The following is a 12544-nucleotide window of genomic DNA, read 5'->3' as shown; positions in this document are numbered from 1 at the left end:
CTATGGTACCCGTGCCGGTGCGTGTAATCATCGAGAGCTTCATGGATGCCTCATTTTTATCTATCGAGCAAATGCCCAAGGCTTGAGATAAATACCCCTGATCAATTAGTCACATAACCTACCTTGGGGATGGGTTGAGAGGGGTGCGGGGTAGCGGTATCGTGAACCGAATAAAACTAAAACCCAGGCAAGGGAGCTAGATATGAGCAAGCAGACCATCGGTACGACGTGTGTTCAGGGCGGCTATCACCCGGGAGATGCCGAGCCGCGTCAGGTGCCCATCTACCAGTCCACCACGTGGAAGTACGACACGTCCGAGCACATGGGCAAGCTTTTTGACCTGGAGGAGTCGGGCTACTTCTATAGCCGTCTGCAGAACCCCACGTGCGATCTGGTTGCCGCCAAGATCTGCGAGATGGAGGGCGGCACTGCCGCGATGCTCACGAGCTCGGGCATGGCCGCGAATTTCCTTGCGATCTTTAACGTGGCCGGTGCCGGCGATCACGTAGTCGCGAGCTCTGCCATCTATGGCGGCACGTACAACTTGCTCGCCCACACCATGGGCCGCATGGGCGTGACCTGCACGTTCGTCGCCCCCGACTGCACCGATGAGGAGCTCGAGGCGGCCTTTGAGCCCAACACCAAGCTCGTCTTTGGCGAGACGATCGCCAACCCCGCGTTGGCGGTCCTCGACATCGAGCGCTTTGCCAAGGCCGCACATGACCACGGCGTGCCGCTGATGGTCGACAACACCTTCCCGACTCCCGTGATGTGCCGTCCCTTTGAGTGGGGCGCCGATATCGTTACGCACTCCACCACCAAGTACATGGATGGACATGCTGCCTACCTGGGCGGCGTGATCGTCGACCATGGCCAGTTTGACTGGATGGCCCATGCGGACAAGTTCCCGGGTCTCACCACGCCCGACGAGAGCTATCACGGCGTGACCTATGCCGAGAAGTTCGGTCGCGAGGGCGCCTTCATTACCAAGGCAACCGCTCAGCTCATGCGCGACCTCGGCCCCATGCAGAACCCGCAGGCGGCGTTCTTCTTGAACAGCTCGCTCGAGAGCCTGCATGTGCGCATGCCGCGTCATTGCGAGAATGGCCTGGCCGTTGCCAAGTTCCTGCAGAGCCATCCCAAGGTGCGCTTCGTTAGCTATCCGGGTTTGGAGGGCGACAAGTACTATGACCTGGCTCAGAAGTACATGCCAAACGGTACCTGCGGCGTTGTGAGCTTTGGCTTTAATGGTGGTCGCGCGGCGGCCGAGACCTTTATGAAGAGCCTCAAGCTCGCCCAGATCGCCACGCATGTGGCCGACGCCCGCACCTGCTGCCTGCATCCCGCTAACGCTACTCACCGCCAGATGAACGATGAGGAGCTCATCGCCTGCGGTATCTCCGCCGACATGGTGCGCCTGTCGTGCGGCCTCGAGGACACGGCCGATCTGATTGCCGACCTTGAGCAGGCGCTCGAGCAGTGCTAGGCTAGCGTTCGTGCGAGGCGCCGATGCTGGCAGAAAGCTTCGGCGACCTTTCGTTCCGATTCCGTAGGCGGGACCCCAATTGCGACTGTTTACAGGCGATTGGGGCCCCGTTTTTGCGTTGGGCCACTCGAAAGGATGGATATGGAGAAAACTGCAGAGCAGCTGCGCCGCGAGCACATTGCCCTAGAGGGCGACACCCATGGAAAGAACAAGTGGGCGATTCTGTTTACCGTGCTCATCATGACGTTTATGGTGTGTTTGGATTCGACCGTCGTGACCGTGGCGCTGCCCGTGATGCAAAAGGAGCTGGGCGTGGGCCTCGATCGCATTCAGCTGGTAAGCTCGGTGTATCTGCTTGCGACTTGCGTGGCTATGTTGCCGTTTGGCCGTCTGGGCGACGTGCGCGGCAAGGTGAATGTGTTCCAGTTGGGCGTCATCGTCTTTTCGGTCGGTTCGCTGCTGTGCGGCCTTTCGGCCTCGCTCGAGGTTCTTATCCTGGCACGCATTGTTCAGGGCATAGGTTGCGCGGCGGCCATGGCTAACAACATGGGTATCATCACCGAGTCGTTTCCGGCGCGCGAACGAGGCCGTGCCATGGGTATTCTTGCGACCTTCGTGGCTCTCGGCATGATGTGTGGACCCGTGCTCGGCGGCATGCTGGTGGCAAGCTTTCCTTGGGAGAGCATCTTCCTCATCAACCTGCCCATTGGCGTCATCTCGTTTATCGTGGGGCTCTACACGCTGCCGCACGTTAAGCCAGAGGCCGGCGAACGCCCCATGTCCCTGATCGAGGCTGCTCGTCGCTGCTTTGCAAATTCGGCCTTCACCATCAACCTTGCCTGCATGCTCATCGTGTTCGTTGGTATTGGCGCATCCGAGTTTATCCTGCCGTTCTATTTTCAGGACGCCCACGGCTTTGGTTCCGACATTTCCGGATTGCTCTTTTTGGCGCTGCCGATGGTGAATGCCTTTATCGGACCGCTTTCGGGTACGGTTTCGGACCGTGTTGGCTGCGAGGGCCCCACGGCGGTCGGCCTGGGCGTGTACGTGTGCAGTCTCTTTGCGGTAAGCACGCTCGACGAGCACTCTTCTATCCCTGTGATCGTGTGCTGCGTTGCGTTTATGTCGTGTGGCACGTCGATTTTCCAGAGCCCCAACAACTCGCTGTATATGGGCTCAGCTCCGCGCGAAGCGCTCGGCTTTGCGGGCAGCTTGGGCAGTTTGGCGCGCTACGCCGGCATGGCACTCGGCATTACGGTGGCGTCGCATATCCTGTATGGGCAGATGAGCGTGGCGATGGGCGAGGCCGTGACCAGTTTTGTTGCAGGTCGTCCGGATGTGTTCCTGTTTGGTTTCCGTTCGGTGTTCTACGTGCTCATGGCTGTGGCCGCCGTGGGCTTTGCGCTTGCCATGGTGCGTTTGGTGAGGATACGCGCTCGCCATTAGCTTGTGGGGGCAGGCTTGCCATGAATCGGGCCTATCTACCGGTCTTGCGGCTTTGTGGTGCGATGCGGCTTGTGGGGCGGGCGGGGGTCGGTCCGTGGTAGACTATCGAACAACGTTTATTAATCGCGCGGTATCGTTGCCGCGAGAAGGGGTTGCGCCATGCAGGAGCTTGAGGATCGTATTCGCCATGACGGCATCGTAAAGGCCGGTAACGTCCTTAAGGTTGATGCCTTCCTCAACCACCAGTGCGACGTTGAGCTGTTCGACCACATGGGCGCCGAATGGGCCCGTCTGTTCGAGGGTGTCGAGATCAACAAGATCCTGACGATCGAGGCTTCGGGTATTGGTATGGCCTGCATCGCGGCTCAGCATTTTGGCGGCGTGCCGGTGGTCTTTGCCAAGAAGGCACAGTCTATCAACCTCGACGGCGAGCAGTATGCCACGACCATCTACTCCTTTACTAAGCAGAAGGAGTACCCGGTCATCGTTGGCAAGCGCTTCCTGTCCGAGGGCGATAAGGTCCTGATCATCGACGACTTCCTGGCCAACGGCTGCGCGCTCGAGGGTCTTATCAAGATCTGCGAGGCTGCAGGTGCCGAGGTGTCCGGTATTGGCATTGCGGTGGAGAAGGGCTTCCAGGGCGGTGGCGATAAGCTCCGCGAGCGCGGCTTCCGCGTCGAGAGCTTGGCCCGTATCGCCGATATGGACTGCGAGACCGGCGAGATCACCTTCGCCTAAGCGCACAGCACAATCGATTGGTATGCGATGTGACAAAGGGACTGTTCCTTTGTCACATTTTTTGTATGAGGGGAGGTATTGATATGGATGAGAACAAGATGGGATGGCGCGAGTATGCACGCTATGCCGAGATGTCGGTCGAGGAGCTGGCACGCGATTGCGAGGTGCAGGTGTTTCGCGCGACGGGTCCGGGTGGACAGGGCGTGAACACGACGGACTCGGCGGTGCGCATGAAGCATGGGCCCACGGGGATTGTCGTGACGGCGCGTGAGAGCCGCAGTCAGTTTCAGAATCGCAGCTGCTGTCTGCGTAAGCTGAGGGCAGAGCTTGAGCGTCGCGGGCGTCCACCGCGCCGACGCGTAAAGACCAAGGTGCCTCAGCGCTCGCGCCAGCGCAGGCTCAATGACAAGCACTTCAACGCGATTAAAAAGGCCAACCGTCGCAAGCCAGGCGGGGAGGAATGATCTTCTCAATAAGTTGCGGTGAAATGGGGACTGTTTTGCGGCTTTAGCTGCATAAACAGTCCCCATTTCACCGCAACTTAGGTGGGGCTAGCGGGTGGGGCGCCAGACGTGGAGGGCGCCGGCGAGGATGTCGACCTCGATGCGCGAGGCGACAACGGGCTCGCCGTCGGCCTGGATGGGGTAGTTGGGCTCCTCGAACGTGAGCTCGGCATGACGGCAACGACGCATGCGAACCGGCGGCAGCTTGGTATGGTGGCCGTCCTTGGCCGAAAGAAACATGGGCAGGGCAACCGCACGAGGGACGGGACCGCAGGCGTAGCAGACGTCGAGTATGCCGTCGCACGGGTCGGCGTCGGGGCAGATGCGATAGCCCGAACCATAGGTGGGGCCCAGCTGAATCGCCATGATAATCGCCCTTACGCGCTCGGCGGGCGCGCCGTCAAAGCTGACGGTCATGGGGTAGTTGCGATAGCGCAGGCCAAACTGCTCAAGTCCCGAAAGAGTGTAGAGCGGAGCGCCGGCGAGGCCCGTCTTTTTGCGCAGCTCGGTGGTGCCAAGGCCGATGGCGGCATCGATGCCGACCGAAAGCGTCTGGTCGTAGTACTCAGCGGCAGCCTCGCCGCTGCCGCTTGCAGGGCTCCACGAGCGAATGCGCCCGATGTCCTGATGCTGCAGCTCGCAGGTGAGCAGCGCGCCAAAATCCTTGCCGGAGAAATCGTCGATGCCGAGTGTTTGGGCAAAATCATTGCCGGAGCCTACTGGCAGGACGGCAAGCGCCGGTCGAACCGCCTCTTCTTGCGCCATCAAGCCATTGACGACCTCGTGGATCACGCCGTCGCCGCCAAGGGCGATAACCGTGCGGTAGCCCTGAGCCTGTGCGGCCAGTTCCTTGGCGTGTCCCCTTCGCTCGGTTAGCACCAGGTCAAACTGGGATGCGCGTGCGGTCATGTCCAAAAAGCGTTGCAGGCGCTCGGCAACTTCGCGCGCCGCACCCGACTGGGCGGCTGGGTTGGCGATGATGAGCGTGCGGCCAAAATCAGTTGCGTGCATGGGGCGACTCCCGGCGTATGACGTGACGGTGCGGTCGCGCTCAGGTCGAATTGCCCCCGATTGTGGCTGCACGTCGAATACTTACGTCTACTCTATCAGGTCGTTGTGGCGCTCGATAGCATCCGCTACCGTACCGCCCTCATCTACAATAAGCGAACGGCGCTTGGGCGAGATGATGCGCTGGGCGGGGTACACGCCGCGGTGTCCGGCGGTTAGGTAGCTGATAAAGGCCACGATGACAAAGAACCCGGCTGCCGTGCCGTGGAACAGGTCGATGGCCATCATACAGGTGGTGATGGGCACGTTGAGGCCGGCGCAGAACACGCCGAGCATGCCCAGCGCTGCCAGAAAGCTGGGGTCGATTCCGACGAGGCAACCGATCCAGCCGCCGAGCGCCGCACCGATACCAAACAGGGGCGTGACCTCGCCGCCTTGGAAGCCGGCGCCCAGGGTGAGCGCTGAGACGACCAACTTGATGGCTGCGTCCGCCAGGGTGGTGTTGCCGGCAAATCCGGCGCCGGAAAGCCACGTGGAAAGGCCGGCGTAGTTCCAAGCGTCGAGAAGGGCATAGGCGGCCAAAACCACGAGTGCGCCTATGAGTGCGCGAACGAGGTAATTGGTGATAAAGCGACCGTACAGGCTCTTGACGGTTCGAACTGACCAGGCAAAGAGGCGTGCCGTCAGACCGAAGATAATGGCGCTGATAACAACGATGACAACCGTCCGTGGTGTCATGTTGGGAACGCTGGCGATAACATTCGCCTCGTACTCGGTACCCAGGGCGAGTGATGTAAAGTAGCCGGTAAACGAGGCGACCAGGCAGTAGATGCCCGCGGTGTAGTCGATCTTGCCGATAAAGCACATCTCCATGCCAAAGAAAGCTCCGGCAAGGGGCGAACCGAATACGGCGCCAAAGGCCGACGAGATGCCGGCGAGCATGAGGTCGTGGTGGTCATGCTTTTTGAGGTGGGCGAGGCTCGAGATGTTGCTGGCGATGGTGCCGCCAATCTGCACCGCAGCTCCCTCGCGACCGGCCGATCCGCCCGTTAGGTGCGTGAGCGTGGAGCAGACGAAGGTGAGGACGGCCATGCGCATATGGATGAGGCGTGTGCCCAGAGCGGAGTCGATGACCAGGTTGTTACCGCGTTTGGCGGCAAGACCGTGGTTTTTGTACACCCATGCGGTGGCAACGCCCACAACGGGAAGCAGTGCGTAAATCCACGCATGGTGCTCGCGATAGTCGGTGGCGATATTCAGCGAGGCCAAAAACGCCCAAGCGGCAACGCCCATGGCGAGCGAGACAATGACGACGAGCGCGAGCAACTTGGCGCTCGCGAGTAGGTTGCGGGCGTTGCGGCGCGTGTCGGCAGCCAAGAGATGCTCGGAGCGGGTAAGTTGATGCCTGCCTGCCGTGATGACGTCGTTCAGGGAGAAAAAGCCGCCGTCGTCGAGCGGCTGGGAATGATCCTGCGTTTCGTTTGCGCTTTCGGTTTTGTCGTTATGAGCCATACGTTCCTCTTTTAGGTTGCAACGCAAGCATTATAAAACGCGGTAAACGCGACGAGCCGGTGGGTTGGTTTCCATTCTGTTTCGCGGCCTGCAACCGACAGGTGTATTTGCGGGTACAGACCGAGTCGCGGCCGTGCATCGGGGGATTATACTGAGACAAGCATAAAGAATCGGCGCCCCTGTTATGCGCCGTGGCATTAAGAGGTGCATATGGCAGAGAAACTCATTCCGCTGGATGACGCACAGTCGATTGTCCTGTCGCACGTTGCTCCGACGGATCTCATCGAGATTCCCGTGTGGCAGGCGGCTGGTTTTCCCTTGGCCGAGGACGCGGTGGCCGATATCGACATCTCGCCGTTTGCCAACAGCGCTATGGACGGATATGCCGTGCGCTCGGCGGACTTGGCGCAGGCGTCTGGTGAGGCGCCGGTGACGCTCGACGTTATCGGACACGAGGCTGCGGGCCATGTGTTTGAGGGCGCTCTTGGCCCGGGCGAGACGGTCCGCATCATGACGGGCGCGCCGGTACCCGAAGGTGCCGACGCCGTGGTGAAGTACGAGATCGTCGATGTGCTCGACGGCGATGGCAACGAGGGCTCGCACGTTCGCTTCTCGGCGCCGGCCAAGGTGGGGGAGAACGTTCGCTCTGCTGCCGAGGAGGCCCATGCCGGCGATGTTGTGATGCACGCCGGCGAGGTCGTGGCTCCGGCGGGCGCGGGTCTGCTGGCGAGCGCCGGATACGCGAGCGTGAAGGTGCATGCCGCTCCGCGCGTGGGCATTATCTCGCTGGGCACGGAGCTGGTCGCGCCGGGTGAGCTGCCGGCGCGCGGGCAGATTCGCGATTCCAACTCCTCGGCGCTGATGGCCGAGGCACTCGATGCCGGCGCCGAGCCCGTATTCTACGGCATCGCGCCCGATGATGAGCAAGCGATCGCCGAGCAGGTGCATCGTGCCGTGCAGGAGTGCGACTTTGTCATTACGAGCGGTGGCGCCTCGGCGGGCGATTACGATTTCGTGACGGCGCTCGTCCGGCGCGAGGGCGAGGTACTGTTTGACCGCATCTCGATGCGTCCGGGCAAGGCCATCACGTTTGGCTTGCTCGGGGGTAAGCCCTATCTAGGGCTTTCAGGCAATCCGGCCGCGGCGTATGTAGGCTTTGAGATGCTTGCCCGTCCGGCGATCCGCAAGATGCGTGGTTTTGCCGAGGGGGCGCGTCCCGTGCAGCAGGCGACGCTCACACACGGCGTGAAAAAGCGCCAGGACCGACGCTTCTTCGATCGCGCCACGGTTTTGCGCGACCCCGAGACCGGTGAGCTGTTGGTGACCGAGGCCAAGACGCAGAATTCGGCGCTGCTCGGCACGATGCAGCGGGCCAACTGCCTGCTGCGTATTGACGAAGGACCGTGCGAGCTCAAGGCGGGAGATGTCGTGGACGTTGTTCGCGTCGACCTGCCTGAGGGAACGGTGCTATAGGAGGATCGCTATGGAGTTGAAGATTTCGATCGTGACGTGCTCGGACACGCGCGACCTTGCCCAGGACGAGGCTGGAGCCGCGCTCGAGGAACTCATCGTGGCACAGGGCTGGACGGTCGCCTCACATGTGGTCGTGCGCGATGACGTCAGCGAGATTGGTGATGCCGTTGTGGAAGCCGCCGATGAGTGCCACGCCAACGTCGTGCTCACCTGCGGCGGTACGGGGCTTTCGATGCGCGATGTGACGCCCGAGGCGACTCGTGCCGTCTGCGACCGCGATGTGCCGGGTATTGCCGAGGCAATTCGTGCGTACTCCATGACCAAGACGCGCCGCGCTATGCTCTCGCGCGCCGTGTGCATGCAACGAGGTCATACACTTGTCGTAAACTTTCCCGGTTCTACGAAGGCCGCCCGCGAAAGCTGGGAGGCCATAGCAGACCAGCTGGAACATGCGGCCCAGATGACGGCGGGCGGCGGACACGCCAAATAAGCGCACTACCTGCGGCGGAGCTACCTTACGGGCTGCTCCGCCTTTGTTTTCCGCCGAAGCGACGCCGAGGTGCACGCTAACTCGAAACTATATTCTCTGGTGAGAATAATTTCTCACTATCATTATTCGCGCAGAAGTATAATCTGATTGCAGATTAAAGCCCGCGGTGGGGTGCCCGGGCATAAGGTCCGAAAGGGTTGAATATGTTCGATTTGGTTTCTCGCCGCGGTTTTGTCTCGCTTTCTGCTGTCGCCGCTGCCGGCCTTGGTCTTGCTGGCTGCTCGGGCAACAAGACGTCCGAGCCGGCCGGATCCGATGCCGGCTCCGCCAAGGCCTCTTCCAAGAAGGAAACCGTCGAGCTGCAGGTCTTTGCCGCCAACTCGCTCGAGAAGGCTCTGCCCGAGGTCCAGGAGCTTTACACCGAGCAGACTGGCATCACGTTTGCCGACACGCAGTTCAAAGCGTCTGGCGACCTTGTCGAGCAGATGCGCGCCGGTGCCACGGTCGACGTGCTCATCACCGCTTCCAAGGGCACCATGGATGACGCTGAGACCGCCGAGCTCGTCGACGCCGACACGCGTGAGGACATGTTCGTCAACGACCTCGTGATCATTCGCGCCGAGGGCTCCGACACCAAGATCGAGGCCATCGCCGACGTCGCGAATCTGGACGGTAAGATCGCCATCGGCGACGCCAAGACCGTTCCTGCCGGCAAGTACGCCAACCAGGCGCTGGCTTCCGTGGGCCTTTATACCGGCACCGAGGGCGACGACGGCGAGTATGCGCCCGAGATCGCCGACAAGGTGGCCCTGGCCGACAAAGTTGGTACCGCCGCCGCCTATGTGTCCACGGGCGACTGCGTGGCTGGCTTTGTCTACAGCTCCGATATCTTCCGCTACGACGGCATCGAGGAGGCCTTCGTGTGCCCCGAGGATTCGCACAAGCCCATCGTGTATCCGGGTGCCGTTGCCGAGAGCTCCGAGCACGCCGACGAGGCCAAGGCGTTCATTGACTTCTGTCTGACCAACAAGAAGGCTCAGAAGATTTGGGCCAAGTACGGCTTTGAGCTTTCCGCGTAGTGCGGCTTGGCGCGATAATTCCATCGTTTTGTGTTTCACTCCGTCCTTGTATTCGCTTGGAGCTTTTCGTGCTTAATAGATTTCGCATGCTTGTCGCCTGTGCTTTGACCTTCGCGCTTTGCTGGGTGCCGGGATTTGCGTTTGCTGGGGACGCTGAGGACGGGGCCCAGGTTGCTGCGACCGCTCATGGGCTTTCCTATGGGATCGAGGGTTTTGAGCGGTTGGCCAAGGGGACCGCTCGTGCCATGGAGGGCCAGCCTGAGGGCTACCGGTTTCCCGTTGACGAGGACGTGGACCTTGTAGTGGCGCCTGCTGCTGATCGCGTTGTGGTGTGGATATCGCGCAAGGCGGTCGAGAAGTATGGATTGGATCCGCAGGACAACGAGTGCGTATCGGGTCTCAAGGCCCTCGTCTGTAAGCTCGACAGCGCAAACTGCATGGGAGGTGCGCAGCTAGGGGACGTGGATCTTCCTTGGTATGTCACGGCGGAAACAACGTTTGAATCCGGCGGGTATACCTATGGCTTTGACGAACGCGGTGCGGATGGGGACCGCTATGTGGTGATTGCATCAGCCTCTGGTGATGCCAAAGGCGGCGCGCGTTGGCTTGATAGCGCTCAAATGGTAGAAGCATCGTCTGTCGTGTTGCAGGATGAGCAGGGGCCCTTGACCTCTCTGGCTTCCTTTTTGGGCGACATCGACTATCGCCCGTTTTGGGTGTCCATAAAAACGAGCGGCCTTGCCCTGATGATTGCGTTTGCGCTGGGTCTGTTCGCCGCGTGGAAGACTATGGGTACCTCGAGCCGCATCAAGGGCTTGCTCGACTCGGTCTTTACCATTCCTATGGTGCTGCCGCCCACGGTCTGCGGTTTTTTGCTCCTCATGCTGTTTGGTCGATCGACCGGGGTGGGCCAGTGGCTTATCGCGCACGGCGTCTCGATCGTCTTTACGTGGCCCGCGGCGGTGATCTCTGCCGTGGTGGTGTCGTTCCCGCTCGTCTATCGTACGGCACTCGGAGCCTTCGAGAGCCTCGACACGCAGATGCTCGATGCGGCGCGAACCCTGGGATGGTCCGAGCGTCGCATCTTTACCAAGCTTATGATGCCGCTTGGCTGGCCCTCGATTGCCGCCGGCACGGTGCTCGCCTTTGCCCGCGCGATGGGCGAGTTTGGCTGCACCCTGTTCTTTGCGGGCAACTACGCTGGCATTACGCAGACCATTCCCATTGCCATCTACTTTGAGTGGATGAGCGGCAACACGTCGGTGGCCCTCTTTTGGGTCGCCGTCGTGATCGTGTTTAGTTTCTTAGTCATCCTATTCATCAACATGTACACCGTTCATTCGCAAAAGTATCGCGAGCGGGGCCTTTCCCGTGCGGAGCGCAAGCAGGTCAAAGATCTCGCCGGACAGGGCGATTCGCTCGACCCGGCGGGCGGCGATGCCTTGCGTATCGATCGCGAGGCGCTGGCCGACCTCATGCGCGATGATGCGGCGCCGCAGGGAGGTCGATAAGCTATGTCGCTCGTTTTGGATATTAAGAAACGTTATCCCGGGTTTGTGCTCGACATGCAGCTTGAGGCCGGCGAGGAGCGTGTGGCGCTGCTGGGTGCCTCGGGTTGCGGCAAGAGCTGCACGCTGCGCTGCATTGCCGGTGTGGAGACGCCCGACGAGGGCAAGATCGTCGTCAACGGCGTGACCTTCTTTGACTCGGCGGTGGGCATCGACCTGTCGCCTCAGGAGCGAAAATGCGCTCTGCTGTTCCAAAACTATCAGCTGTTCCCCAACATGACGGTGGCCGACAACGTGTGCGCCGGCGTAAAGGATGCGGGCGATGCCGCCGCGCGCAAAAAGCTCGCCGAGCGCTATCTGAGCATTTTCGGTCTAGCCGATTTTGCCGACCGCTATCCCGCGCGCCTCTCGGGCGGCCAGCAGCAACGCGTGGCGCTTGCACGCATGGTGGCGGCGCATCCGGGCATCTTTATGTTCGACGAGCCCATGAGCGCACTCGATTCCTATCTTAAGAGCGCCCTCGAACAGAACATGCTCGACCTGTTCGATGTATGCAACCGCACCGTGCTCTACGTGAGCCACGACATCGACGAAGCGTGTCGCCTGTGCCAGCGCATCTGCGTGATGCACGACGGGCATGTGGAGGAGATCGGCTCCATCGAGGACGTGGTCCGCCGGCCGCAGACGCTGGCGGCACTGCGCCTAACGGGCTGCAAGAACACAAGCCGTGCGCGCAAGATCGGGCCTCAGGAAGTTGAAGCCCTGGATTGGGGTATGACCTTTAACGTGGGTCGCGAGGTTCCCGATAATGTGGCGTACCTGGGCATTCGGGCAAGCTACTTCCATGTTGACAACCGTGTCGAGCGTGGTCGCAACAGCTATGACCTGCATGTGGCCCGCGTGAGCGATTCTCGCTTTGAGCGGCTGGTGCTGCTGGACGTGCCGCGCGTCGATGCGCCCACGCGTCTGCAGTGGAAGGTGAATAAGGTGAGTGTACCCGTGGAAGAGCTGCCGCAGGCGGGTGAGACTCTGCGCATGCATTTTGATGCAAGCAGGATTCATCTCGTTTGCCGATAATGCGGGGGCGATGCGGTCGAGGAGGTATTCCTCGACCGCTTTATTTTCACTTCGCCGTTCGCCGATTTCTACATGACTAAACCTTATCAGTCTGATAATTAATTATCAGACAGTGAGATGCTCACATCCCGACGCTGTCGTACGCATGTCGGCGGTGTTCGTCTGGACGACAACCGTTGATATAGTTACCTTCGACGAGAAAAGGAGGGCGCGCTGATGCCGCA

General features: G+C 60.8%; 10 protein-coding genes and 1 pseudogene. 9 read left to right on the top strand and 2 right to left on the bottom strand.

Going from position 1 to position 12544, the window contains the following annotated elements:
* The first annotated feature begins 202 nt into the window (after nt 1–202).
* From AAAX72_RS00385 to AAAX72_RS00370, 4 genes and pseudogenes are all read left to right on the top strand, one after another.
* Nucleotides 203–1486 (top strand): O-acetylhomoserine aminocarboxypropyltransferase/cysteine synthase family protein, encoded by a 1284-nt coding sequence (locus AAAX72_RS00385; RefSeq protein WP_349128513.1) that lies wholly within the window; start codon nt 203–205, stop codon nt 1484–1486.
* 141 nt (nt 1487–1627) lie between these two features.
* Nucleotides 1628–2932: an MFS transporter gene (locus AAAX72_RS00380; protein ID WP_349128511.1), complete on the top strand. Its 1305-nt coding sequence runs from the start codon at nt 1628–1630 to the stop codon at nt 2930–2932.
* 159 nt (nt 2933–3091) lie between these two features.
* Complete coding sequence (locus AAAX72_RS00375; protein ID WP_022095227.1) at nt 3092–3670, top strand: xanthine phosphoribosyltransferase; 579 nt, start codon at nt 3092–3094, stop codon at nt 3668–3670.
* A 152-nt stretch (nt 3671–3822) separates the two neighbouring features.
* A pseudogene (locus tag AAAX72_RS00370) lies at nt 3823–4134 on the top strand (peptide chain release factor-like protein); the annotation flags it as partial.
* Between the two features lie 87 nt (nt 4135–4221).
* Here AAAX72_RS00370 and AAAX72_RS00365 read toward each other — a convergent pair.
* Both AAAX72_RS00365 and AAAX72_RS00360 read right to left on the bottom strand, forming a co-directional pair.
* The gene (locus tag AAAX72_RS00365) at nt 4222–5184 is read right to left on the bottom strand and encodes a diacylglycerol kinase family protein (protein ID WP_349128510.1); all 963 of its coding nucleotides are present in this window, start codon (nt 5182–5184) and stop codon (nt 4222–4224) included.
* An 87-nt stretch (nt 5185–5271) separates the two neighbouring features.
* Nucleotides 5272–6693 (bottom strand): chloride channel protein, encoded by a 1422-nt coding sequence (locus AAAX72_RS00360; RefSeq protein WP_349128509.1) that lies wholly within the window; start codon nt 6691–6693, stop codon nt 5272–5274.
* A gap of 210 nt (nt 6694–6903) precedes the next feature.
* Here AAAX72_RS00360 and glp point away from each other — a divergent pair, with 210 nt between their 5' ends.
* The 5 genes from glp (at nt 6904) to AAAX72_RS00335 (ending at nt 12320) form a co-directional block, all read left to right on the top strand.
* A complete protein-coding gene (gene glp, locus AAAX72_RS00355) occupies nt 6904–8166 on the top strand; it encodes a gephyrin-like molybdotransferase Glp (RefSeq protein ID WP_349128508.1) in 1263 nt (420 codons plus the stop codon).
* A gap of 10 nt (nt 8167–8176) precedes the next feature.
* Nucleotides 8177–8656 carry a MogA/MoaB family molybdenum cofactor biosynthesis protein gene (locus AAAX72_RS00350; protein ID WP_349128506.1) on the top strand — a complete coding sequence of 160 codons (480 nt, stop codon included), beginning with the start codon at nt 8177–8179 and terminating at the stop codon, nt 8654–8656.
* Nucleotides 8657–8859: 203 nt separating this feature from the next.
* On the top strand, nt 8860–9735 hold the full coding sequence (gene modA / locus AAAX72_RS00345; RefSeq protein ID WP_349128505.1) for a molybdate ABC transporter substrate-binding protein: 876 nt from the start codon (nt 8860–8862) through the stop codon (nt 9733–9735).
* Between the two features lie 68 nt (nt 9736–9803).
* Complete coding sequence (modB, locus tag AAAX72_RS00340) at nt 9804–11246, top strand: molybdate ABC transporter permease subunit (protein WP_349128503.1); 1443 nt, start codon at nt 9804–9806, stop codon at nt 11244–11246.
* A gap of 3 nt (nt 11247–11249) precedes the next feature.
* Nucleotides 11250–12320 (top strand): ATP-binding cassette domain-containing protein, encoded by a 1071-nt coding sequence (locus AAAX72_RS00335; RefSeq protein WP_349128501.1) that lies wholly within the window; start codon nt 11250–11252, stop codon nt 12318–12320.
* Nucleotides 12321–12544 lie beyond the last annotated feature (224 nt).

It is taken from the genome of Collinsella sp. CLA-ER-H8 (assembly GCF_040092335.1).
Classification (GTDB): Bacteria; Actinomycetota; Coriobacteriia; order Coriobacteriales; family Coriobacteriaceae; genus Collinsella.
This window is presented reverse-complemented; position numbering and strand designations above follow the sequence as displayed.

Excerpts from the sequence above, each read along its gene's own strand:
- AAAX72_RS00350 (WP_349128506.1), top strand. The coding sequence starts at position 8,177 with ATGGAGTTGAAGATTTCGATCGTGACGTGCTCGGACACGCGCGACCTT.
- glp (WP_349128508.1), top strand. The coding sequence starts at position 6,904 with ATGGCAGAGAAACTCATTCCGCTGGATGACGCACAGTCGATTGTCCTG.
- AAAX72_RS00380 (WP_349128511.1), top strand. The coding sequence starts at position 1,628 with ATGGAGAAAACTGCAGAGCAGCTGCGCCGCGAGCACATTGCCCTAGAG.
- AAAX72_RS00360 (WP_349128509.1), bottom strand. The coding sequence starts at position 6,693 with ATGGCTCATAACGACAAAACCGAAAGCGCAAACGAAACGCAGGATCAT.
- modA (WP_349128505.1), top strand. The coding sequence starts at position 8,860 with ATGTTCGATTTGGTTTCTCGCCGCGGTTTTGTCTCGCTTTCTGCTGTC.
- AAAX72_RS00335 (WP_349128501.1), top strand. The coding sequence starts at position 11,250 with ATGTCGCTCGTTTTGGATATTAAGAAACGTTATCCCGGGTTTGTGCTC.
- AAAX72_RS00375 (WP_022095227.1), top strand. The coding sequence starts at position 3,092 with ATGCAGGAGCTTGAGGATCGTATTCGCCATGACGGCATCGTAAAGGCC.
- AAAX72_RS00385 (WP_349128513.1), top strand. The coding sequence starts at position 203 with ATGAGCAAGCAGACCATCGGTACGACGTGTGTTCAGGGCGGCTATCAC.
- AAAX72_RS00365 (WP_349128510.1), bottom strand. The coding sequence starts at position 5,184 with ATGCACGCAACTGATTTTGGCCGCACGCTCATCATCGCCAACCCAGCC.